Origin of the sequence: Oceanospirillum sediminis, from assembly GCF_014164585.1 — a bacterium.
Classification (GTDB): Bacteria; Pseudomonadota; Gammaproteobacteria; order Pseudomonadales; family Halomonadaceae; genus Oceanospirillum; species Oceanospirillum sediminis.
This window is the reverse complement of the sequence record NZ_JACJFM010000003.1, coordinates 168,845-193,430: the sequence shown is the minus strand read 5'-3', so window position 1 is coordinate 193,430 and position 24,586 is coordinate 168,845. Positions and strand designations below refer to the sequence as shown.

22 protein-coding genes are annotated in these 24,586 nt (G+C 48.1%); 8 read left to right on the top strand and 14 right to left on the bottom strand.

Annotation, left to right across the window (positions count from 1 at the left end):
- Positions 1–301 precede the first annotated feature (301 nt).
- The 3 genes from gatB to gatC form a co-directional block, all read right to left on the bottom strand.
- Entirely contained in the window at positions 302–1,762 is a 1,461-nt protein-coding gene (gatB, locus tag H4O21_RS03835; protein WP_182807522.1) for an Asp-tRNA(Asn)/Glu-tRNA(Gln) amidotransferase subunit GatB, read from the bottom strand.
- Between the two features lie 28 nt (positions 1,763–1,790).
- The gene (gene gatA, locus H4O21_RS03830) at positions 1,791–3,245 is read right to left on the bottom strand and encodes an Asp-tRNA(Asn)/Glu-tRNA(Gln) amidotransferase subunit GatA (protein WP_182807521.1); all 1,455 of its coding nucleotides are present in this window, start codon (positions 3,243–3,245) and stop codon (positions 1,791–1,793) included.
- A 140-nt stretch (positions 3,246–3,385) separates the two neighbouring features.
- A complete protein-coding gene (gene gatC, locus H4O21_RS03825) occupies positions 3,386–3,673 on the bottom strand; it encodes an Asp-tRNA(Asn)/Glu-tRNA(Gln) amidotransferase subunit GatC (RefSeq protein ID WP_182807520.1) in 288 nt (95 codons plus the stop codon).
- A 176-nt stretch (positions 3,674–3,849) separates the two neighbouring features.
- On the opposite strand from gatC, the gene H4O21_RS03820 reads away from it, so the two are divergent.
- The 7 genes from H4O21_RS03820 (at position 3,850) to tldD (ending at position 14,724) form a co-directional block, all read left to right on the top strand.
- Positions 3,850–4,890 (top strand): rod shape-determining protein, encoded by a 1,041-nt coding sequence (locus H4O21_RS03820; RefSeq protein ID WP_182807519.1) that lies wholly within the window; start codon positions 3,850–3,852, stop codon positions 4,888–4,890.
- Positions 4,891–5,090: 200 nt separating this feature from the next.
- Complete coding sequence (mreC, locus tag H4O21_RS03815; protein ID WP_182807518.1) at positions 5,091–6,068, top strand: rod shape-determining protein MreC; 978 nt, start codon at positions 5,091–5,093, stop codon at positions 6,066–6,068.
- Positions 6,068–6,538: a rod shape-determining protein MreD gene (mreD, locus tag H4O21_RS03810; protein WP_182807517.1), complete on the top strand. Its 471-nt coding sequence runs from the start codon at positions 6,068–6,070 to the stop codon at positions 6,536–6,538. Before mreC ends, mreD begins: the two co-directional genes overlap by 1 nt.
- An 82-nt stretch (positions 6,539–6,620) precedes the next feature.
- Positions 6,621–7,205 (top strand): Maf family protein, encoded by a 585-nt coding sequence (locus tag H4O21_RS03805; protein WP_182807516.1) that lies wholly within the window; start codon positions 6,621–6,623, stop codon positions 7,203–7,205.
- 145 nt (positions 7,206–7,350) lie between these two features.
- Positions 7,351–8,859, top strand: a complete 1,509-nt coding sequence (gene rng / locus H4O21_RS03800) for a ribonuclease G (protein ID WP_182807515.1) — start codon at positions 7,351–7,353, stop codon at positions 8,857–8,859.
- Positions 8,860–8,934: 75 nt separating this feature from the next.
- Positions 8,935–13,269: a YhdP family phospholipid transporter gene (locus tag H4O21_RS03795; RefSeq protein ID WP_182807514.1), complete on the top strand. Its 4,335-nt coding sequence runs from the start codon at positions 8,935–8,937 to the stop codon at positions 13,267–13,269.
- A 21-nt stretch (positions 13,270–13,290) separates the two neighbouring features.
- Positions 13,291–14,724 (top strand): metalloprotease TldD, encoded by a 1,434-nt coding sequence (tldD, locus tag H4O21_RS03790; protein WP_182807513.1) that lies wholly within the window; start codon positions 13,291–13,293, stop codon positions 14,722–14,724.
- A 186-nt stretch (positions 14,725–14,910) separates the two neighbouring features.
- Here tldD and yjgA read toward each other — a convergent pair whose 3' ends face one another.
- On the bottom strand, positions 14,911–15,426 hold the full coding sequence (gene yjgA / locus H4O21_RS03785; RefSeq protein ID WP_182807512.1) for a ribosome biogenesis factor YjgA: 516 nt from the start codon (positions 15,424–15,426) through the stop codon (positions 14,911–14,913).
- Positions 15,427–15,515: 89 nt separating this feature from the next.
- Between yjgA and pmbA the strand changes: the two genes are divergently transcribed.
- Positions 15,516–16,871: a metalloprotease PmbA gene (gene pmbA, locus H4O21_RS03780; protein ID WP_182807511.1), complete on the top strand. Its 1,356-nt coding sequence runs from the start codon at positions 15,516–15,518 to the stop codon at positions 16,869–16,871.
- Positions 16,872–17,023: 152 nt separating this feature from the next.
- On the opposite strand, the gene mgtE is transcribed toward pmbA, so the two are convergent.
- From mgtE to kdsC, 10 genes are all read right to left on the bottom strand, one after another.
- Positions 17,024–18,382 carry a magnesium transporter gene (mgtE, locus tag H4O21_RS03775; protein WP_182807510.1) on the bottom strand — a complete coding sequence of 453 codons (1,359 nt, stop codon included), beginning with the start codon at positions 18,380–18,382 and terminating at the stop codon, positions 17,024–17,026.
- Positions 18,383–18,562: 180 nt separating this feature from the next.
- Entirely contained in the window at positions 18,563–18,835 is a 273-nt protein-coding gene (locus H4O21_RS03770) for an HPr family phosphocarrier protein (RefSeq protein ID WP_182807509.1), read from the bottom strand.
- 3 nt (positions 18,836–18,838) lie between these two features.
- Positions 18,839–19,702, bottom strand: a complete 864-nt coding sequence (gene rapZ / locus H4O21_RS03765) for an RNase adapter RapZ (protein ID WP_306667864.1) — start codon at positions 19,700–19,702, stop codon at positions 18,839–18,841.
- A 31-nt stretch (positions 19,703–19,733) separates the two neighbouring features.
- Positions 19,734–20,180: a PTS IIA-like nitrogen regulatory protein PtsN gene (ptsN, locus tag H4O21_RS03760; protein ID WP_182807508.1), complete on the bottom strand. Its 447-nt coding sequence runs from the start codon at positions 20,178–20,180 to the stop codon at positions 19,734–19,736.
- Between the two features lie 31 nt (positions 20,181–20,211).
- On the bottom strand, positions 20,212–20,511 hold the full coding sequence (hpf, locus tag H4O21_RS03755) for a ribosome hibernation-promoting factor, HPF/YfiA family (RefSeq protein WP_182807507.1): 300 nt from the start codon (positions 20,509–20,511) through the stop codon (positions 20,212–20,214).
- A gap of 84 nt (positions 20,512–20,595) precedes the next feature.
- Positions 20,596–22,128, bottom strand: coding sequence for an RNA polymerase factor sigma-54 (locus H4O21_RS03750; protein WP_182807506.1), 1,533 nt, complete (start codon positions 22,126–22,128; stop codon positions 20,596–20,598).
- Between the two features lie 27 nt (positions 22,129–22,155).
- A complete protein-coding gene (gene lptB / locus H4O21_RS03745; protein ID WP_182807505.1) occupies positions 22,156–22,881 on the bottom strand; it encodes an LPS export ABC transporter ATP-binding protein in 726 nt (241 codons plus the stop codon).
- Entirely contained in the window at positions 22,878–23,444 is a 567-nt protein-coding gene (lptA, locus tag H4O21_RS03740; protein WP_182807504.1) for a lipopolysaccharide transport periplasmic protein LptA, read from the bottom strand. Before lptA ends, lptB begins: the two co-directional genes overlap by 4 nt.
- Positions 23,434–24,033, bottom strand: coding sequence for an LPS export ABC transporter periplasmic protein LptC (gene lptC, locus H4O21_RS03735; protein ID WP_182807503.1), 600 nt, complete (start codon positions 24,031–24,033; stop codon positions 23,434–23,436). Before lptC ends, lptA begins: the two co-directional genes overlap by 11 nt.
- Before the next feature lie 2 nt (positions 24,034–24,035).
- Complete coding sequence (gene kdsC, locus H4O21_RS03730; RefSeq protein WP_182807502.1) at positions 24,036–24,575, bottom strand: 3-deoxy-manno-octulosonate-8-phosphatase KdsC; 540 nt, start codon at positions 24,573–24,575, stop codon at positions 24,036–24,038.
- Between the last annotated feature and the right edge of the window lie 11 nt (positions 24,576–24,586).

Below are 24,586 nucleotides of genomic sequence, written 5' to 3'. Positions count from 1 at the left end.
AAGAACCATCGCCTTTCTCCAGGAGAATGGACTGGCCCTATGCTCATACGCCAGATGATGATTGATACCGGCAGCATAGCACTCTGTGCTGCTTGCAACATACCATGAAGGGTTATAAACGAGGTAAAGAAGCCGTTTCTTCCAGCACCTTTTCACTGACGACCTGATTGATGACCATCATAAAGCTATCCTTGTTGCGCACGGATAACTGTTGTCAGACAAAAACCTGTTTATCAGATAAAAAAATCCCCATCATTTTGCAATCATGGGGATTTTTAACAGAGTCATCGGGATAATTTGATTAACCCAGCTTCTCTTTCAATAGCTGATTCACCATCTGAGGATTCGCAGTTCCTTTCGATGCTTTCATCACCTGACCAACAAAGAAGCCAACCATTTTGCCTCGCTTATCTTCCGGCGCAGCCTGATACTGTTCAACCTGTTGAGGGTTGTTAGCCAGTACCTCGTCAACAACAGCGGCAATCGCGCCGGTATCAGTAACCTGTTTCAGACCTTTCGCTTCGATGATCTCATCAGCAGACGCACCTTCACCAGCCCACAGGGCTGCAAACACCTGCTTGGCGGCTTTACCATTGATCGTTTTATCAATGATACGGCTGATCAGATCACCCAGTTGCTCAGCAGATACCGGGCTCTGTTCAATCTCAACACCGTCTTTGTTCATCTGACCGGACAGTTCACCCATTACCCAGTTTGCGGCTTGCTTAGCATCGCCACAACGCTCTTTTACCTGCTCAAAGTACTCCGCCATTGGGCGGGTGGCAGACAGTACGCCAGCATCATAGGAGGACAGGCCCATTTCATCCACAAAACGCTGCTTCTTCTGCTTCGGCAGTTCCGGCATTTCAGCCTGGATATGCTCGATATAGGCTTCATCCAGTACCACAGGCAGCAGATCAGGACATGGGAAGTAGCGGTAGTCGTTAGCTTCCTCTTTGCTACGCATAGAGCGGGTTTCATTTTTATCCGGATCGTACAGGCGGGTTTCCTGAACGACTTTACCACCATCCTCAATCAATTCGATCTGACGCTCAATCTCATGATTGATCGCTTTTTCGATAAACTTGAACGAGTTGATGTTTTTGATCTCAGCACGGGTGCCGTATTTCTCTTCGCCTTTCAGACGGACAGAAACGTTAGCATCACAACGCATGGAGCCTTCTGACATATTACCGTCAGAGATACCCAGGTAGGTCACAATGCTGTGGATCGCTTTAATATAGGCTACAGCTTCTTTGGCAGAGCGCATATCCGGCTCGGATACGATCTCCAGCAGCGGTGTACCGGCACGGTTCAGGTCGATACCCGTCATGCCGTGGCCGCTTTCATCAAAATACGTTTCGTGCAGGGATTTACCCGCATCTTCTTCCAGATGTGCATGGTGGATGCGGATCTGACGGATTTTGCCTTCTTCCGGCTCCACTTCGATGATACCAGGGCCAACAATTGGCAGATCATTCTGCGTGGTCTGATAGCCTTTTGGCAGGTCCGGGTAGAAGTAGTTCTTACGCTCAAAAACAGACTTCTTGCCGATCTCAGCTTCAATACCCAGACCAAACTTTACTGCCATTTCAACGGCAGATTCATTCAGTACCGGCAGAATGCCAGGCAGGCCCAGGTCAACGGCACAGGCCTGAGTATTAGGTTCGGAACCAAACGCAATGCTGGCTCCGGAAAAAATCTTAGACTGGGTGGCAAGCTGGACATGAATCTCCAGCCCGATCACTGCTTCCCATTCCATCGTATTATCCTCTAATCAGGTCTGTAAATTACTGACCAGCGCCAGGCGCCAGTTGGTGCCAGCTGGTTGCGCTCTGGAACTGATGCGCAGCATTCAGCAACTGAGACTCCTGGAAGTGTCCTGCCAGAATCTGCAGACCCACAGGGCGATTATTGATCAGACCTGCAGGTACAGAAATACCCGGAAGCCCGGCCAGATTGACAGCCAGTGTATAAATATCTTCCATATACATCTGTACCGGATCGTCTGTATTACTGCCCAGATCAAACGCAGCAGTAGGTGCCGTAGGGCCCATAATCAGATCAACTTCCTCAAAGGCATTCAGGAAGTCCTGCTGAATCAGGCGACGAATACGCTGAGCTTTACGATAGTAAGCATCGTAATAGCCTTCACTCAGAGCATATGTACCGACCAGAATACGACGCTGAACTTCCTTACCAAAGCCTTCGCCACGGGAACGCTTATACAGATCTTCCAGATTCACCGGATCATCACAGCGATGACCAAAGCGAACACCATCATAACGGGACAAGTTAGAAGAAGCCTCTGCTGGTGCAATCACGTAATATGCAGGAATAGCCAGCATCGTATTTGGCAAGCTGATTTCCTGAACGGTGGCACCCAGTTTTTCAAACTCTTTGATTGCAGTCATGATGGTATCACCCATCTCTGCAGACAAACCTTCACCAAAATACTCTTTTGGCAGACCAATACGCAGGCCATTCAGAGGTTTGTCCAGATCTGCAGTGTAGTCCGGCACCGCTTTTTTCAGAGAGGTGGAATCTTTAGGATCAAAACCGGCCATCTCATTCATCAGCAGGGCACAGTCTTCCGCCGTGCGGGCCATAGGGCCGCCCTGATCCAGACTGGAGGCGTACGCAATCATGCCCCAACGGGATACACGACCATAAGTCGGTTTCAGACCGGTAATACCACAGAACGCCGCAGGCTGACGAATCGAGCCACCAGTATCTGTACCTGTAGCAGCAGGGGCCAGGCGTGCTGCTACTGCTGCTGCAGAACCACCGGAAGAACCACCAGGCACAGCATTCAGGTCCCATGGGTTTTTCGACGGACCAAAGAAGCTGGTCTCATTGGAGGAGCCCATAGCGAACTCATCCATATTAGTTTTACCCAAAGACACCATACCGGCTTTTTTAAAGTTACTGATCACTGTTGCATCGTATGGCGCAACAAAATTGGACAGCATCTTAGAGCCACAAGTGGTTAATACACCGTTGGTACAGAAAATATCTTTATGAGCAATCGGAATCCCGGCCATTTTGCCGGCATTACCTGCAGCACGAATGTCATCTGCCGCTTTTGCCTCAGCCAGAGCCTGCTCTGGTGTCACAGTGATAAAGCTGTTGTACTGGCTATCCAGCTCATCAATACGCTGCAAGAAGTGCTGGGTCAGCTCAACGCTGGAGAAATCTCCATCCGCCAGGCCTTTTGCCAGCTCAGCAATGGTTTTGTTGTGCATGTGGAATAAATCCTTCGCTACCCGTGTCCGGCGTTTCCGGCGTTCCGAGCAGCTTCTGCCGATCGGAACGATCTTTATGCGTCAATCAGATCAGGAAACGCCCTGATATGGAATTCTTTGGCTACCCGGGAATGACTGAATTACTCAATCACTTTAGGTACCAGGAACAAACCTGCTTCTGTGGCAGGTGCATTCTGCTGGAAGTGTTCACGCTGATTGCTTTCAGTCACTTCGTCATGACGAAGGCGCTGAGTGGCATCCAGGGGATGTGCCAGCGGTTCAATGTCACCGGTATCTACCTCCTGCATCTGATCGACCAGATCCAGAATGCTGGTCAGATTGCGGGTGTATTCCGGAATATCGTTTTCTTCGATCTGAAGTCGGGCCAGATGGGCGACTTTCTCAACATCGGATCTTTCTAGAGCCATGTAGCTTCCTGCCCTGAGTGAGCCAGTTTAGTCACAAAATGTGGTTTAATAGGAAAATAGGCGCACAATTTAACATATTTCCACCCGCCTGACACATTTGTATCTTGCCGTGTGTGCCGCTGGTTGTTAGAGTTCTGCCTGCACAGGGTAAATTGGATTTAGGTGAAAAAAATCACATGTTTAAACGACTCAGAGGTCTGTTTTCCAGCGATCTGTCAATTGATCTGGGGACTGCTAACACTTTGATCTATGTTCGCGGTCGCGGCGTAGTACTGGATGAGCCCTCCGTAGTGGCCATTCGTCATCATGGCAACCAGCGCAGCGTAGCGGCTGTCGGTCTGGACGCAAAACGTATGCTGGGTCGTACGCCGGGTAACATTACTGCCATTCGTCCGATGAAGGACGGTGTTATTGCAGATTTCCATGTTACCGAAAAAATGCTGCAGCATTTTATCAACAAAGTACACGAGAACAGCTGGCTGACGCCAAGCCCTCGCGTCCTGGTTTGTGTACCCTGCATGTCAACTCAGGTTGAGCGCCGAGCCATTCGAGAATCTGCGATGGGGGCCGGTGCCCGAGAAGTATTCTTGATTGAAGAGCCTATGGCCGCAGCGATTGGTGCAGGACTTCCGGTTGATGAAGCCAACGGTTCTATGGTGGTTGATATTGGTGGCGGTACGACTGAGATCGCGATTATATCACTCAATGGTGTGGTCTATTCTCAGTCCGTACGCATTGGTGGTGACCGCTTTGATGAAGCCATCGTGTCCTATGTACGCCGCCACTATGGAAGCCTGATAGGTGAAGCGACGGCTGAGCGTATCAAAGAAGAGATTGGTTGCGCTTATCCAAGCAGTGATATGCGTGAAATTGATGTCCGGGGTCGTAATCTGGCTGAAGGTATTCCGCGCAGTTTCACCCTGAATTCAAATGAAATTCTTGAAGCTCTGCAAGAGCCTCTGTCCTCTATTGTACAGGCCGTTAAAAGTGCCCTGGAGCAATCCCCTCCAGAACTGGCCTCTGATATTGCCGAGCGAGGGCTGGTACTGACCGGTGGTGGAGCTTTGTTGCGGGATATCGATAAGCTGATTGCAGAAGAAACAGGCCTGCCGGTTATTATCGCAGAAGAGCCTCTGACCTGTGTTGCCCGCGGCGGTGGTCGTGCTCTGGAAATGATAGACCAGCATACCTTTGATTTACTGTCCAGCGAGGGCTGATAGCCTGTCCTGTGCACTATCTGTACAGAGAGTCCTCCCGCCAGCCGGGTTAACTCTGACTCATCATTTATATGAGTGTCAGTGTTAAGTCTTTCTGACAGTACCAGATAAGAGTAAAATGGCGGTTAGCAACCGCCATTTTTATTTTGCCTGCAGTAAATCTGGCATAAAATTATCAGGAATGTCGTTTATCTGTATCAGTGCAGTCAGATTTTAAGGAGGCAGAAATTAACCCGCTATTTGTAAGAGGTCCATCTCTGGGGCTCAGACTACTGCTCAGTATTGTGCTGGCATTTGTCCTGATGTTTTCTGATTATCGATACCAGCATATGGATAAGGTTCGTTCCGTCCTGACTGTCGCCGTCACCCCCTTACAGTGGGCAGTTGATCTGCCAACCCAGCTCTGGTCCTGGGGAGCTACTGTTTTTTCTGATCGAAATGCCCTCCTTGATGAAAATGCCATGCTGAAAGAAAGGGCACTGCTGTTATCCAGCAAAAATCAGCGTATGGCATGGCTGATCGCAGAAAACATCCGTTTAAGGGAGCTGTTAAATGCTCAGGACGGTTACGATGATCGTTTTATGCTCGGTGAGGTCATCGGGCTGGACTCAGATGCCTTTCTGCATCAGGTCCTGATTAATAAAGGTCGTAATGATGGCGTTTACGAGGGACAAGCGGTTGTAGATGTACTGGGGCTGGTCGGCCAGGTTGTAGCTGTCAGTGCATTTACCAGCCGGGTATTACTGATTGCGGATACGTCTCATGCCGTTCCTGTCGTAGTCAATCGTAATGGTTTCAGAGCGATTGCTTCCGGTACAGGCAGTATGAACTCTCTTCAGCTGACGCATGTTCCGGAAACTGCCGATATCCGGGAAGGAGATCTTCTGGTGACATCAGGCCTGGGTGGACGTTTTCCTCCGGGGTATCCCGTTGCAGAGTTGAACACAGTGGAACATCAACCCGGAAAACCCTTTGCCAAAGTCACAGCTCGCCCTCTTGCCCAGCTGGAACGTAGCCGTTACGTACTGCTTCTGAATCCCAGAGAACCTACGCCTCTCCCCGAAGAAGGGGGTCAGAAAAATAAAGCAACAGCCAGCCCTGCTGAGTCTCAGCCGGAAACACCTGATAACCCGGAGGCTCCTTTATCTGATCAGAATACCTCAGGAGATAATACATAATGGCAATCCTGGTGATTTTCTCCACGTTTCTGCTGGCATTATTGCTTTCAGCCATGCCTCTGCCGGATAAATTACTCTGGCTGCAACCTGAATGGGTTTTTATGGTACTGATTTACTGGTGTATTGCTGTACCTCATAGAGTCGGAGTGTTCACAGGCTTTATTGTTGGTTTATGCATGGATCTGCTGGAAGGTGCTCTGCTGGGACAAAACGCGCTGACCTGCTCCATTATCGCTTATCTCAGCCTGCTGCTGTATCAGCGCCTGAGAAATTACAGCACCTGGCAACAGGCTATGATGGTTGGCATTCTGATTGGTATCAATCTCATGATTTATCAGTGGATCCAGAACCTGACGACAGTAGCCGCTGATACCGTTGCCTTCCTGCTACCCGCTCTGGCCAGTACACTGCTCTGGCCCTGGTTTTTTATTGCAATGCGTACCATACGCCGCCGTTTCCATGTGCGTTGACAAAACTCCGATTAATTTATGGGAAAAGAACAGGTTCTGGTTACTAAACTGATCACTGAACATGTATAAATAAGGAATACCTTTGAGCGCATTTGATCTTTGTCTGGCTTCAGCTTCACCTCGACGTATGGCTTTATTACAACAATTGGGGCTTCAGTGCCTGCAATATCCGGTTGATCTGGATGAAAGCGTACTACCGCATGAATCAGCAGAGCAATATGTACTACGTCTGGCCAGGGAGAAAGCACAGGCCGGACTTACGCAATCAGGAACGCACCTGCCGGTCCTGGGCTCAGATACCTGCGTCGTTTTTGATCAGCAGATACTGGGAAAACCTGTAGATGAAGAAGACGCATTAAGAATGCTGATGATGTTATCCGGCCAGACTCACCAGGTCATGACAGGAGTAGCTGTCTGTGATCAGGAGCAGATTCACTCTGTTCTGAGTATTACTGAAGTCACTTTCAGGCAAGTAACGCCATCTGAATGCCGACAATACTGGAAAACCGGAGAGCCGGCAGATAAAGCCGGAGGATATGCTATTCAGGGGTTAGCTGCGGTTTTTGTCCAGTCTGTGGCTGGCAGCTACAGTAATGTGGTCGGCCTCCCCTTATATGAAACAGCAGAGTTATTAAAAAACTATAATATTCAAATACTTGATGCATAATAATCAGCAGCATCACATCAGGTATCCTTATACTACATACCTGAACAGAAGTATTTCAGCATTCTCCGGTCAACGATCCGGGAGCACAGCTGCTGTTAGCTGAGAAACGTTTGTTCAGGCGCTTATCGCGGCAGGGGAAAAGACTATGAGTGAAGAAATTCTTATTAATATTACACCAATGGAAACCCGCGTTGCTGTAGTAGAAAACGGCGTGTTACAGGAAGTATACATTGAGCGCACTCGACGTCGTGGTATTGTCGGTAATATTTACAAAGGCAAAGTTGTACGGGTTCTGCCTGGCATGCAGGCTGCATTTGTCGATATAGGTCTTGAGCGTGCAGCATTTATTCATGCTGCAGATGTCGCTCCCCCAGACAGAAGCGGCAGTAATGACGTAGAAAGTATCAGCTCATTACTGCATGAAGGTCAGTCATTGATCGTTCAGGTCACTAAAGAGCCTATCGGCACCAAGGGAGCCCGCCTGACGACTCACTTGTCGATCCCATCCAGGTATCTGGTATATATGCCACATACCCCACATACCGGTGTTTCTCAGCGTATTGAAGATGATACAGAACGAGAGCGCCTGAGAGCCATTGTTGAAAACTATCAGCCCGAGCCGGATACAGCAACATCGGCGAAAGAAAAGAAAAAAGCAATCACACCGGTGCAGCCAGAAGGCGGGTTTATTATACGAACCGCTGCCGAAGGCTTTGGTGAAGATGAGATTCTGGCTGATATCCATTTCCTGCATCGCTTGTGGCGTTCTGTAGAACGTCGCTGCAAACAGGCGAAAGAAAAAACGGTGATTTACGAAGATCTGCCATTATTCATGCGTACCATGCGTGACTTCGTACGCCCTGAAATCGAAAAAATCCGTATTGATTCCAGGGAAAACTTTGTAAAACTGAAAGCATTTGTCAAAGAGTTCGTCCCGGCTCTGGAAAGCAGAGTGGAATATTATCCGGGTGAACGTCCTGTATTTGATCTGTATGGTGTAGAAGATGAAATACAAAAAGCACTGGGACGTAAAGTACAGCTGAAATCCGGAGGCTATCTGGTTGTTGATCAGACAGAGGCCATGACAACGATTGACGTTAATACCGGCGCCTTTGTCGGCCACAAGAACCTGGAAGAAACCATCTTCAAAACCAACCTGGAAGCCGCTACAGCAATCGTGCGTCAGCTCCGACTGAGAAATCTGGGCGGCATCATTATTATTGACTTTATTGATATGGAGGACCCTGAGCACCAGCGTCAGGTACTGCGTTTACTGGAGAAAAACCTGGAACGTGACCACGCCAAAACCAAACTGACAGGCGTCACTGAACTGGGACTGGTACAGATGACCCGTAAACGAACAAGAGAAAGTCTTGAGCAGGTTATGTGTGAACCCTGCCCAACCTGTGAAGCGCGAGGCACTCTGAAAACAGCCGAAACAGTGTGCTATGAAATTTTCAGAGAAATCCTGCGAGAAGAGAGAGCCTATGGCTCTGAAACCTATCTGGTACTGGCTGCCCAGCCTGTTGTCGACAGACTACTGGATGAAGAATCAGCCAGCGTGGCCGATCTGGAACTCTTTATCAATAAAACTATTAAGTTTCAGGTAGAAACTCTGTATAGCCAGGAACAATTTGACATTGTGTTGCTCTGAATATATTCCTGACCAGGAATAACAGAATGCCGATCATTATCATTCATTCAGAAATACACTATAACGGCTGAACCTATGTCTTTGTCCCGGCATATTTTTCATCACAGTATAGGCTGGTTGCTACTGCCACTGGTAGTCATACTGGCTCTTTATCTCAGTATTGGTCGCTATCTTTTTCCTGTTCTGTCCGATTACAGAGAAGAGTTATTGCAACTGGCCAATCAGCACCTGCCTATGCAGGTACAGGTGAAGAATCTGTCCGGGCAATGGAACCGATTTGATCCGGCAGTAGAACTGGAAGGTATTCAGCTTTTTTCCCGCTATCAGACAAATAATGGTACACCATCCATTGAAGTCGACTACTTCAGCCTGGAGCTGGACAGCCTTTCCTCCATCCGCTATCAGCTTCCCGTCATCAGACAGGCTTCTATCCAGGGAGTAACACTACGCCTTCAGCAGCAATATGATCTCACCTGGCGTTTACAGGGCTGGGAAAGTGCTAAAACGTCTGGTACTGAAGCAAGCAGAAGTAATGCTAATAATCAGCAACTATCCCGCGCTAATCGTCAGGCCAGGCAGGATGTAGAGCCTCTGGCCCGCTTACTTGAGTTACTGATGGCCCAGCAACACCTGAAAATGGAATTTGTCTGGCTGGAATTCTATGACCGTCTGGGACGTGAATACAGAGCATTCAGTCAGCGCCTGGAAGTCTATGAAAAGAACGGTATGCAACGCATCCAGGGCAGCCTTCAGCTTAATCCCGAATCCGCTCAGAAAATTGAATTTATAATGGAGCTGAAAGGTGATCCATTTAACCAGAAATCCCTGGAAATCGCGCTCTATCTGAAAGCGGACCAGCAATCTCTGACCTCCTGGATTGAGAAAATCGCTCACCTGCTACCAGTCAAAGTCAAAGAGCTGGATGCCGGACTTGAACTCTGGACACAATGGAAGTCGGGTAAACTGGATACAGTAAAAGGTAACCTGTCTGCCCGGTCTGTGCGTATCCAGAGTCAGGATATGCCTGAAATGCATCTGAGAGAGTTGTCCACCGATATATTCTGGGATAGAGAAAAATACGTCGCCCCTACTCCGACAAAGGAGGTACCTGCGTCAGTTATCAGTCATCAGGCAAAAACAGGAGTGACAGGTTCTCTGCCAGTGGCACTGCCTGAAAACGCATCGGCATCGCCTGGCAGTAAACCAGATACAGCCACTGCTTTAGCTCAAAGTAATCATTCTGACCAGACAACTCAACCCGTAGCACCGCCTTCGGCAATGAAATTTTCAGGGCAGCAACAGGCAAACGTTGCTACGACGGAATCAGTATCAAAAGACACCTTATCTGAGAATAATCCCCCCCCTGGACCCACTGTTGAGATAGCAGACCTGACCCGACCACCAGACGCCTGGCAACTGATTCTGGACAGGCTCAGTTTCATTTTTCAGGGACAGAAGTTTCCAATGGAACAGCTGATCGTGAAAAGAAACCTGAATGATCAGGACTGGCAATTACTGCTAGCCAGTCTCAACCTGGAATCCCTATCACAGGTCATGACACAGTTTGACTTACCCGCAGATGCTATAGATGCCTTGCGCCGACTAAAGCCATCCGGTGAATTGAAAAATCTGTCTGCGACACTGTCTGAGACAGAAGGCTTCTCTATAGCAACAGAACTCAGCAAAGTCAGTGTCCAGGCCTATTATGGCGCACCTGTGCTGGAGAATATTGACGGTTATCTCGAAACTGATGCTAATAAGGGTTATATACGATTTACCTCGGAGCAGTTTCATATGGGGTTCCCGGTACTCTATGACCAGGGATGGGAGTTTGAGCAGGCACAAGGGCGCATTGACTGGGTGATTACCGATAAAATCAGGGTATACGGTCAGCACCTGGAACTAAAACGAGGTAGTACTCATGTCGCTGGAGAATTTGATGTACTGGTTCATCAGAATCCCGAGCATGACCTGTTTTATCTGAATGTAGGTGTCACGGATCTGGAAAAAGAGTTCGGAATGACTCTGGTGCCAGGCAAGGTCGTGAATCCTGAACTGACCGAGTGGTTGAGCAAAGCCGTCAAAACAGCCAGGGTTGATGAAGGAGGCTTTATCTATGACGGCAGCCTGATGCTCAATGCGATTAACCCGGAAAGAGAGATGTCGACTCAGTTAATGCTGAATATCGATAAGGGGGAACTGGCTTTTCTTCCGGACTGGCCTACCGCACAAAATATCAGAACTCATCTGCGGGTTGATGGCACTGAAATGAAAGCTCAGCTGTTGTCAGGCAGCTATCTTGGGAATAACGATATCACTGGCAATATCAGTCTGATTGATGATGCTATTGGCAGCCGTATTCTGCTGGCGCTTGATGGCAGTATATCACCCGAGAAAGGCTGGAAAGTATTTACCGACACACCGTTAAATAAGCTCATCCCAGAAAGCCTGCTGGGCTGGAAACTGGGTGGAAATGCTCTGGATATCAGCACCCGTCTGGATTTTCCTATCGATAATAGACCAGGCAAAGGGCAGATACTTGTACGCACGTCAGGCAATACACTTGAAATCCCGGAGCTGGGCACGCCACTGGAAAATATCCGGGGTAATGTCGTTTACAATCTGGATAAGGGGCTATCGGTTGATAAAGGGCAAGCTCACTTTCTGGATGGCGCGACAGCATTCAGCATCAGTACCGATATACAGGATGGCAGTGTACTGATTAAAGGCTCCGGAGAAGTACCGGTTAAAGCACTGAATGAATGGCAACCCATGCCGTTTTCCTCCTGGTTATCCGGTATCGCCCGGTATGGCTTTGATCTCAGGCTTGATACGATCAGTCAGCTTTCCCTGACCAGTGATCTTCAGGGAGTAAGTATTGATTTACCTGCCCCTTTTGGTAAACCGATTCAGCAACAATCACCACTGGAACTGAACATGAGTTTTTCAGATACCATGAATCGATTCCAGGTCAGTACAGGCAAAGCCATTCAGGCCAAAGGCATCTGGAAAAGCGGTACAGGGCAATCCGGTTATGCCACCAATATCTGGCTGGGAGATATACCCGTAGTGACTGCGTTCCCAGAACAGCTGACCGGACGCAGCGATATCATTTTCCATCAACAAACACTGGCACTTGAACCCTGGGTCGCATTTGCCAGAAAAGAACAGGCCAGACATGCCCTGGTGGAATCAGTTACCTTATCCGGGCAAGGAGCAATGCCCGCTATCAATGGCTCCCCCATGACTGAAACACAGGCTCAGAATGAACAAAATAGTGAAACCGGAGCAAATCGCTTTCACCTGGAAACTGACAGAATCAGCTATGGCAGCATTCATTTTGATGATCTGGTACTGGATGCTGAGCAACGGCACGGAGAAGTCAGCCTGAATTTTGCCAGCCCTCAATTGCAGGGAGCGGCTCATCTGACCCGCGATAACCTGGTAGTCAATCTGGATACTCTGATTTATCAGAAGCAAACAGATCTTCAGGAAGTGCCTGATTTACTGGTGTTACCAGATACCCTGCTTCCGGAACAACCGGATAATCAGGGCAGAAATACAGCCCTGGATGATGTACTGTCATCTGACCTGCCAGCAATAAACCTCAGAATCAAAGATCTGCGTTATAACAAAATCATCGCTGAAGATCTGGCCCTGTCCTTCAAGGACCAGGGAAGAGAAAAAACACTGACTCTGAACCAGATGAAGCAAAACTCGGTTACCTATACCGGAGTCCTGAACTGGAAACTGCCCGAACAACAGGGAAAGCCCGTTCAATCTGAAGCCAGTATCCGGATCTTCGGGCAGAATCTGGCACACGCACAACAGGCTTTTGCAATCAAACCTATGCTGAGCAGCAAGCAAGCAGATATCAGCGCCAGACTGAACTGGTTAGGCTATCCCCATGACTTCTCTGCTACCACCCTGTCAGGCCGGGCGAGCCTGGCGCTTGGAAAAGGTGAGTTTAAGCAGGTCGACTCTGCTCCGGCACTGAAACTGATTTCTCTGTTTAACTTTGGAGAGCTGATCCGGCGCTTACAACTCGATTTTTCTGATATTGCCGGTAAAGGTCTCTCTTATGATAAAGTCACAGGTAAATTATCTATACTCAATGGACAGGGTACATTGTCTGAACCCCTGAAAGTTGATGGTTCTGCCACCAAATTTGAAATATCCGGAGATATTGATTTTGTTCAGGAAACCCTGAATCAGGAACTGATAGTCACTTTACCTGTTGCAGAAACTCTGCCTCTGGCCGCTTTTCTGGCCGGTGCGCCTCAGGTAGGTGGAACCATTTATATTGCACAGAAAATTCTGGGCAATTTATTCGATAAAGTTACCCGGGCCCGATATGACGTCAAAGGCGCCTGGGGAGATCCTGAAATTGAGCTAAAACGTGTGTTTTAGCCTGACACTTAGAGAATAATTATGATTGAACAGGTTTCCCGGGAACTGTTACTCCCCGGCGATCTTAGCCTTGAACAGTCAGAAACATTACTGGCAAAGGCGATGGGACCGGGAATTGATTATGCTGACCTGTATTTTCAGCAATCAATGAATGAAAGCTGGGTACTGGAGGAAGGTATAGTCAAGGATGCCGCCTACAGTGCTGATCGCGGGGTAGGTATTCGTGCCCTGTCTGGTGAAAAAACCGGCTTTTCCTATAGCGGTGATATTACCGCTCTGGCCATTGAACAGGCAGCAACGGCTGCCAGAAGTATTGTACGTCAAGGAGAGTCCCGCAGCGTACAGGCCATGAAAAAAACCACCTTTTCCCCTCTTTATCAGGCTGACAATCCTATTCTGGCTCTATCAGCGGATGAAAAGCTGGCCATATTACAACAAGCTGATGCAATTGCCCGGGCAGCAGACTCCAGAGTAAAAGAAGTCACAGCGTCCCTGTCCGGCAATTTTGAGCAGGTGATGGTCATGGCCTCTGATGGCACTCTGGCAGCAGACATTCGCCCTTTGGTACGTATTAATGTCAGTGTCATTGCTGAACAGAACGGACGTCGTGAACGAGGCAGTGCTGGTGCAGGCGGTCGCTACTCACTGAAAACACTGCTGGACAAAAACCTTGCCGAGTCTGTTGCCAAAGAAGCTGTTCGTCAGGCGCTTGTTAACCTGGAGGCCATTGAAGCGCCTGCTGGCAATATGCCTGTTGTGCTAGGGGCAGGCTGGCCGGGCGTATTGCTGCATGAAGCGGTAGGTCATGGTCTGGAGGGTGATTTCAACCGCAAAGGCAGTTCGGCCTTCTCCGGGCGAATCGGAGAACAGGTTGCTTCGTCCCTGTGTACTATCGTTGATGATGGCACTCTAACCGACCGCCGGGGCTCTCTGTCTGTTGATGATGAAGGCACACCGACTCAGTGTACAACACTGATTGAAGAGGGCCATCTGGTGGGCTATATGCAGGATAAAATGAACGCCCGCCTGATGGGACATACCCCAACAGGCAATGGACGACGGGAGTCGTTCGCTCATCTGCCAATGCCTCGTATGACCAATACCTATATGCTGCCAGGTGAGCATAGCCCGGAAGAGCTGATTTCCAGCGTTAAACATGGAATTTATGCTGTTAACTTTGGTGGTGGCCAGGTCGATATCACTTCAGGTAAGTTTGTGTTTTCAGCCAATGAGGCCTACCTGATTGAAGACGGTAGAATAACCGCCCCGGTCAAAGGTGCAACTCTGATTGGCAATGGTCCGGAAACCATGCAGAAAGTATCCATGGTTGGCAACGACCTGAAGCTGGATGATGGCGTGGGTGTCTGCGGCAAAGATGGCCAGAGTGTTCCGGTTGGCGTAGGGCAGCCCTCTCTGAAAATCGATGAACTGACTGTTGGTGGAACAGGTCAGTAATGAACCGGATGCTGACTGGCCCGGATAAACCCGGCTATCACCCTCTGACGGGCTGTCAAATTCAGCCTGGAAGGCAGCCGCAGCCTGATAGGGATCAGGCTCCGGCATGTTCTTCGATTACAGGTAACAGACTATATTTATCTGTCACTATACAGGCATCCGGGAACAAGGCTGAGAACAGTTCACTTACAGGTCGTAGATTTCACGTAGTTTTCGAAAGATCTTACGTGCCGCAGCTGGTGGCTTGTTCTGGCTTTGCTCTTTCTGAGCAGTTCGGATTAACTGACGCAAAGACTGTCGATCAGCATCTGGTTTTTCAGCCATCAGCTCATTCAGGGCCTTATCACCCTCAGCAACCAACCGATCCCGCCAGTGCTCAAGCTTATGGAATTGTCTGTTATAAGCATCACTGGTGGTGTCAAACAATGCCAGTTTCTCTGAAATGGCATCAACATCCTCCCTGCGCATCACCTTACCTACATACTGAAGGTGGCGACGCTGGGCTTCATGAGAGCGAATACGACGGTACTCATCAATCGCCGCATACATATCATCAGACAGAGGCAGCTGCTTTTGCTGATCGGCAGACAGACCCAGAATCTTCTTCCCCATATCCTGAAGAGCCTGCATCTCTCTTTTTATCTGAGTCTTACTGGGACCTTCTTCGTATTCCTCATATTCGTCAAATATTTCTTCGCTCATATCACTCACTTGTACAGTTATCAGATAACACAAGTTTAACACAGATGGGTATTATGACCGAGGCTACAGCAATGATCAGGTAGAAACATATGTCTCAGCAGGAAGAACACTACACAGAACAGATGAACAGCTGGCGCGCTCAGTTACCTGAATGTGCACAACAGGTGCTGGAACGAGCCAGAAGTCTCGGAGCAAGTGCTGCAGAAGTATCAGTATCCGGTAGCAGCGGTCTGTCTGTTAATGCTCGCATGGGAGAGGTAGAGACCGTTGAATTCAATCAGGACCAGAGTGTCTCCCTGACGCTATACCGGGGCAAAAAGAAAGGTCATGTATCGGTAACCGATCTGACAGAAAAAGCACTGAATAACGCTGTCGACATGGCGTTGGCCTTTGCTGACCATACGGCAGAAGATGAATTTGCCGGACTGGCTGATGCCGGGCTTATGGCAAAAGACTGGCAGGACCCGGAGCTGTATTACCCACAATCTCTTTCAGTGGATACTCTGACAGAACAGGCTCTGCTATGTGAAAATGCAGGCCGGTCCGATCAGCATATTACCAATTCAGATGGTGCAGGGCTTTATAGCGGTGAAAGAGTCATGGTTTATGCCAACAGTCATGGCTTTTCCGGCATGCTCTCCGGCACCAATTATTCATCAAGCTGTGTGTTAATTGCTGGTTCTGGTGACAATATGCAGCGGGACTACTGGTATGACAGCCAGCGTCAATGGTCTAATCTGATGCCCCCTGAAGCTATCGGCAAAAAAGCAGCAGAAAGAGTACTGGCCAGACTGAACCCTCAGAAAATTTCGACTCGGAAAGTCCCTGTCCTCTTTGCAGCAGAGGTCGCGTCTGGCCTGATCGGTCACCTGATGGGAGCAATCAGTGGTGGTAGCCTGTACCGCAATGCATCTTTCCTGAAAGATAAGCTGGGGGAACAGGTAATGCCTGATTTTCTGTCAATCAGCGAACAACCGGGCCTTAAAGCCGGTGTTTCCAGTTCACCTTTCGACCGTGAAGGCGTTGCCACCAGGGATAATACTTTTGTTAATCAGGGGGTACTGAGCAGTTATCTGCTGGGTAGTTATTCTGCCCGCAAATTAGGATTGGAAACGACCGCAAATGCAGGCGGAGCCCGTAACCTTAAAGTCAGTACAACCGGCGAAGATTTTGCACAGTTACTAAAAAAAATGGATACAGGTCTTCTTGTCACAGAGCTGATGGGACAAGGAGTCAATATGGTCACTGGTGATTATTCCAGAGGTGCTGCAGGCTTCTGGGTAGAAAATGGAGTGATTCAGTATCCGGTACATGAAATTACGATTGCCGGTAATCTGAATGATATGTTCAGAAAGATCCAGGCTATTGGTACCGATATTGACACTCGGGGAAATACCCATACAGGGTCTATTCTGATAGAGCAGATGTCTTTGGCAGGCAGTTAAGCCTCTGACTCTCTTATAATCAAAAGAGCTGAACATTCAGGTTCAGCTCTTTCTTATTGTTGCACTAACAACATTTAATATAAGCATTTATCGTTATACAGAAGAACATCCCGATGGAATAACCAGCTCACAGGCATTAAGACCGGGACAACTCAGGACAGATAAAAGACCGTTGCCAGTCCGAGAAACGCCATAAAACCAATCACATCTGTTACCGTCGTCAGCAGCACACTGCCCGCCAGGGCCGGATCAATCTTCATCCATTTCAGAATCAGAGGTAAGGCTGCACCTGCCAGTACTGCCACGATCAGATTAATCACGATAGCAGCGCCAATAATAAAGCCCAGAGTCAGATCATTGAACCAGAGCACAGCGACACCGGCAACAACCACGGCCCACAAAGTACCATTGATCACGCCGACAATCAGTTCCCTGTTCAAAAGCCAGGGGGTATTACTGGATGAGATATGCCCAAGCGCCATCCCACGAATCACAACCGTCAGAGTCTGACTACCGGCAATCCCCCCCATACTGGCTACAATAGGCATCAATACTGCCAATGCTACGACTTTCTCAATGGTTTCATCAAAAATACCAATAACAGCTGAGGCCAGAAATGCAGTCAGCAAATTAATACCCAACCATACAGCCCTGCGACGCGCTGTCAGAAGCACGGGAGAGAAAGTGTCCTCATCCTCATCCAGACCTGCCATGCTCATCAGAGAGTGATCAGCGTCCTCCCTGATAACATCAACCACGTCATCAATGGTAATACGTCCAAGCAGAGTATCATCATCATCCACTACCGGAGCAGAAATAAGATCGAATTTTTCAAACAGATTGGCGACTTCACTATCTGGCATATCGGCCTTGATAACAATACAGTCCGTATCCATCACTTCCCTGACCGTGATGTTCGGGTCGGACACCAGCATCCGGGTAATCGGAAGCACACCAATAAAATGATCCTTACGACTGACCACCAGCAGAGAGTCCGTCGACTCGGGTAAGCTCTGGTGACGGCGCAGATAACGCATAACCACATCAATGGTGATGTCTGCACGGATCGTAATCGTATCCGTGTTCATCAGGCCACCCGCAGTATCCTCCGGATAAGACAGGACAGCCTCTACCCTGTGCCGGTCCTGGGCATCCATTGATACCAGTACTTCCTGAATAATGGTATCCGGTAACTGCTGTAGCAGGTCGGCAATATCATCGGTTTCCAGACCTTCTGTAGCTGTCAGGAACTCTTCCGGGTTCATTCGCTTCAGATAAATCATCTGAATATCATCGCTGAGGTACTGAAGCACATCACCCTGCAGCTCCGGATCAATCATCTGCCATAGCAAATCCCGCTCTTTAGGAGGCGACGATTCAAGCAAATGGGCCACATCCTGCGGCGGCAATCCGCGATTGATCATACGCCGGACCTGAGCAAAAGCCCCTGAATCCATTGCATCATTCAATCGTTCAATAAGAGGTGAGGTATCCTGGTTATCGCTGGCCATATCAATTGCTCAATAATACAGAGTGATCTTCACGGCTTAAAAAGCAAGACGATACAATCGCTCAAAGGGTAATGAGTGGCGTATGTTGCGATAATAACTGGATTTTTCTCTGAATGGCAGGGGAAATAAGGAGTAGATCAAACGGTGGACAAAATAGAAAAGCGTTGTAGCAGCAAGGAATCAGTCACCAAAGCCAGAATTAAAAAGCGCCTGGATAGCGTCAGCCAGAGCCTGAGCCTGCTCCCCTTCAATCTCAAGCCCTAGCTCTGTCCCCATAGGACAACTCATCATCATCAGAGCCATCATGTTGCGGCAATCCGCTTTATTACCCCTTTCTGGATGAACCAGCTGGGCACAGGCATCCGGGTAACGTCCGGCAACTTCAACCAGTTTTGAGGCCGGCCGAAGGTGAAAACCTTTCGCATTGGTCACAGTTACTTTCAGACTTAACATATACTATTCCTTATTTGCCAGCCTGAGATCTCTGTGCCGCACCAGCGTTTGCGGATACTGATGCCGGAACTTCTCAGCAAGGTGATCAGCAATATATACCGACCGATGCTGTCCCCCTGTGCAACCTACACCTACCGTAATGTAGTTTCTGCTGCTGGCAATGATGGAGGGGAACCACTTATCGAGAAAACCGGATATATCTGACAGCATGGCACGCACACTGAAATCCTGTTCCAGAAACTCAATCACTTCCTGATCCTGGCCAGTAAAGCTGCGCAGATGTGCTTCCCAGTAAGGATTTGGTAAACACCGGACATCAAACAGGAAGTCGCAATCCCTTGGAGCACCCCGTTTAAAACCAAAAGACTGGAATTGAATAGCGACTTCTTTCTGCGGGCTGGACTGAAGCTGCTGCTTAATAATATCTCGCAGGTCATAAATACTCAGATTGCTGGTATCAATTCGAAGGTCAGCCTGCTCTGCAACACTCTCCAGCAGGCAGGCTTCATTTTCAATGGCTTCGGCCAGCGAAATTTTATCAGAAGACAGCGGGTGTTTGCGGCGAGTCGCATTAAAGCGATCGATCAGAGTAGCCTGATCAGAATCAAGATAAATGATGCTGGCATTAACACCATCGGACTTTAAAGCCATCAGATGGGGCTGGATCCCTCCCGGATCCGTAACAATATTACGGGCATCAATGCTGACCGCAATACGCGTATTATTTTCAGGCAGATGATCTGGCAACTGGCTTAACAGGCCAATGGGAAGATTATCAATGGCAAAAAAGCCAAGATCCTCCAGAACATGCAGCGCGACACTTTTGCCAGCACCAGAACGCCCACTGATAACCACCAATTGCATCATTATATTCCCTGCTGATAATCCTAGACCGGAACTACTGAACCCAGAGCTGATACAGTTCTTCAGAACCAGGTGCAGAGCGCAACTTGCGGCAGAACTCAGGGTCAGCAAACTTTTCTGCCAGAGATGATAACAGGTTCAGATGCTCATCGTTAGCTTCTTCCGGTACCAGCAGGATAAACATCATATCAACGGGTTTACCATCAATAGCATCAAAGTCAATTTTATCTTTCAGCCGGATAAAAGTACCGACACTTTCACTGCAGTTACTGATTCGGCAGTGAGGAACGGCAATACCTTCGCCTATTCCTGTACTGCCCAGGCGCTCTCTGGCAATCAGTTTATCAAAAACTTCATTGCTTTCCAGAGCCGGAATCTGCTGAGAAATAAATTTACTGAAAAATTCGAGGAGTCTTTTTTTACTTCCCCCGGGAACCCCATCCAGGGTTCGCAGGGGAGTAAGAACAGAATTGAGAGGCATGGGGATATCAATAATGCTCGATAGTGAAGGGTTAAGCACCCTGTTTACGGGCCTGAGCTTTTTCTTTGTGCTTAATTAACTGACGATCCATTTTATCGATCAACGCATCAATCGATGCATACATATCCTCAGCTTCCGCTGTCGCATGTAAATCTGCTCCAGCTACGTGCAGGGTGATCTCTGCAATCTGACGCTCTTTTTCTACTTTCAGTGTGACCTGAACATTGGTGATGTTATCGACGTGACGCTCTAAACGGCTAACTTTACTTGAAACATAATCACGCAGTGAATCAGTAAGCTCAAGGTGTTGACCAGTAATGTTTAATTGCATAACGAGCTCCTTACTTGTTCGTGGTCTGCAATTCGATTGTATCGTTTTTCCTGTGTTTGCAAACCTTTTTTTTGTAAATGGATTTTAAATCAGCTTCTTACGTTCATTTGATGGCGGAATATTCATTGCTTCACGGTACTTGGCAACGGTCCGTCTTGCAACCTTAATACCCTGCTCTGCCAGCATATTTGCCAACTTACTATCGCTCAGAGGCTTTCTTGGAGGCTCTTCTGCGATCATCTTCTTAATCATAGCCCGAATCGCGGTAGATGACGCTTCGCCTCCGGACGTTGTCCCTACATGACTGGAGAAAAAGTACTTCAGCTCAAAAATACCACGGGGAGTATGAATATATTTCTGTGTAGTGACCCTGGATATCGTTGATTCATGCATTTCAATGGCTTCTGCAATATCGTGCAGAACCATAGGCTTCATACCTTCCTCACCCAGCTCCAGAAACGCCTGCTGGCGTCTCACAATCTCAATACCTACTTTCAGCAGGGTTTCATTGCGGCTATGCAGACTTTTCAGAAACCAGCGTGCTTCCTGCAGTTGGTTTTTCATAAAGGTGTTATCACGGCTGTTATCAGCCCGTTTAATCAGACCAGAATAAGCATCGTGAATACGAATTTTCGGAGCAATTTCAGGATTCAGTTCCACTTTCCAGTGATCCTGTTCCCGGCTAACGAACAAATCAGGTGTAACATACTCAGCGTGTTCGGTTGAAATAGTTGATCCGGGTTTTGGATTCAGGCTGCGAATCAGCTCAATGATTTCCTGCAACTCAGGCTCTTTAACACGAAGCTTACGCATTAACTGAGCAAAATCACGACTACCCAGCATATCTAGGAAGTAGGTAATCAGTTTACGGGTTTTTTCCAGCAGAAATGGAGTTGTTTCAATCAGTTCCAGCTGGATCAGCAGACAATCCTGAAGATTGCGTGCGCCACATCCTATCGGGTCAAGGTGCTGAACATAGCCAAGCACAGCATCAACATCTTCAATTTCCAATTCAAAAGCGCTGTTCTGGAAAAACTCTTCATCCTTGAGACCTTCCAGAATGTCTTCCGGAGATGAAGTCAGATAACCATCATTATCAATGCTGTCAATTAAAGACTCAGCAATAATACGATCCTGTTGTGACAAACCAGACAAGTTCAGCTGCCAGGAGAGATGGTCCTGCAGCGTTTCTGTTACAGTGCCTCTCTGCTCCAGGTAGTTATTTTCATCATCAGAACCACTGCCCGAAGAAGTATATAAACTTTCCTGATAAACCTCATCCCAGGCACTGTCAACAGGCAAATCCTCCGGGATAGAATCCTGCCAGTTGTCTTCTGCCGCCGTTGAAAACGACTCGTCAGAATCAGCAGACTCATTTTCAGAAGCAGTCACCGTTTCAGCTTCTTTCGCCTCATTGTTATTGTTCTCTGCATCTGCAGAAGCTTCTGAGGAAGCATTAAACTCATCCTCCAGCTCAAGCATAGGATTAGATTCAAGCGCCTCCTGAATCTCCTGCTGCAGATCCAGAGTTGAAAGCTGCAACAGGCGAATGGCTTGTTGCAACTGTGGCGTCATGGTCAGATTCTGACCGATTTTCAGCTGTAATGCCGGTTTCATAGGTTACGGCTTATTCCCGAATGATTGTTATAACGTGAATTCCTGGCCCAGATAGACATCCCTGACCTGCTGGTTATCCATAATATCGGATGCATCACCTTCTGCAATAATATGCCCTTCACTTACGATATAGGCTTTCTCGCAGATATCCAGCGTTTCCCGAACATTATGATCTGTAATCAGAACACCAATATTCCGGGCCTTAAGTTGTCGGATAATCGATTTAATTTCATTGACTGAAATCGGATCGACTCCTGCAAAGGGTTCATCCAACAGGACAAAAGCAGGCTCTGTTGCCAGAGCCCGCGCAATTTCTACCCTGCGACGTTCTCCACCAGACAAACTCATACCCAGACTTTTACGAATATGAGTGATACTGAACTCATTCAGTAACTTCTCCAGGTGCTGCCCCTGTTGTTCTTTTGTCATATCTTTACGAGTCTGGAGAATACCCAGAATATTATCTTCTACAGATAATTTACGAAAAATAGACGCTTCCTGAGGCAGATAACCGACCCCTTTGCGAGCACGACCGTGCATCGGCAAAGGTGTAATATCTTCATCATCAATACTGACCTGACCTTCATCAGAGCGTACCAATCCGACGATCATATAAAAAGATGTGGTTTTCCCGGCCCCGTTTGGACCCAGCAATCCGACAACCTGCCCCTGACATACCTCCAGACTGATATCTTTTACAACCTGACGTTTCTTATAACTTTTTGCCAGATGCCTGGCACTCAGGGTCTTCATTGGGCAGAGCTCTGATTATTTTTCGGATACAGAATAATTTTTACCTGGCCAGGCACTGATGACTGACTCTGCGAACCACTGTTTTTATCACCCCAGGCACTGATATTACGTGTCTGAAGGTTATAGCGGATACGGTCACCGGTAAAACGATCTTTGCCATTTTCCAGCTCAGCATTATCTTTCAGCAGTACCTCCTGCTCAACCGACAGATATTCAGCATACATAGCAAAAGCATGTACTTCAGGGCTGTCTGGCTCTGGCTTCTGCTGCATATGCACACGTTCGCCTTTACCTATCGCTACCACCTTACTGATCTCACCGTTATTATCCTGATAAATGGTCACAGTATGCGCTTTGACTTTCAGGCTACCCTGATTCAACTTCACATCACCCGTATAGGTTGCTATACCTGTTTCAGGGTTAAACTCGGCCTGATTCGCCTGGATATTGATTGGTTGCGCACTATCACTGTCCAGAGCATATAAGGGCCCATGAAATATCAGCATAGCAGCGATCATTAACGAGCTGATCTGTCGAAAAAGCGGGTTAAATTTATTGAACATAGAGTCCCCTGACATCCTCAAGCAAATAGATCTGGCTATTTTTCAGGTTGGCCTGTAATCCCTTTCCCTGCATATCGCCCTGCTCAGCTTCTAATAACACCGCCTTATCGGTATAGGCCTGCTCTTTTTCCAGATCAATGTTTAACAGATCGGTTGTCAGGCGTACAGGCGTCAGAGTCTTATCCTCTGGCTGACGACTTGTGCCTTTCCAGACTATAACATTTTGATTTAATTGAAAATGATTGCCGTCACCTTCAACGACACCCTTATCACTTCTGGCATTCCATAACGCCTGCCCCTCCACGCCATATGTACTCAGCTCAGGTTGTTCCAGACGGGTCTGACGACTATCAGGGAAATGCAACAGACGGTCAGCTCTGATTGAATGTTCCAGCTGACCGTCACGATTATAACTTCGATACTGGCTGTTTACGGCAAAATAATCCGGTTCCGACGGGCGTTCATCGACACCATCAAAAAGGTTACTACTACGTGGCCGCTGACTGTCGAGAAAATGAACAACCAAACCCAGTACAGCCAGTCCCAGAATACCAATAAAGCGTTTTTTCAATCGCCTGCCAAACAGCATGATTAACCGCCCAGCAGATAATGATCAATCGCATCCTGCAAAGTACCCTGTGTCTGCATAATCAGATCACACAGTTCACGTACGGCTCCGTGCCCACCTGATTTTGAACAGACATAATCAGAATGCTGCTGCATGTATTCAGGCGCGTCAGGCACAGTAACCCCCAGGCCAGACATCCTGATAGCAGCAAGATCAGGCAGATCATCACCACAGTAGGCAATCTGCTCCCACTGCAACGTTTTTTCCTGCTGAACCTCTTTCAATGCAACCAGTTTATCTTCCCGCCCCTGATATACAGTGCTGATCCCCAGCGCTTTAGCTCGCTGCGATACCATAGGAGAACGACGCCCAGTGATAATCGCCACTTCAACGCCGCTGGACTGCAGCATTTTAATGCCATGACCATCCAGACTATTGAAAGCTTTTGTTTCACTGCCATCAGCATGAAAGTACAGAGTGCCATCAGTGAGTACGCCATCAACATCCAGCACAAGCAAACGAATTTTACGGGCTTTGTTTAATACAGAATCATTCACGGTCATAAAAATCTCTG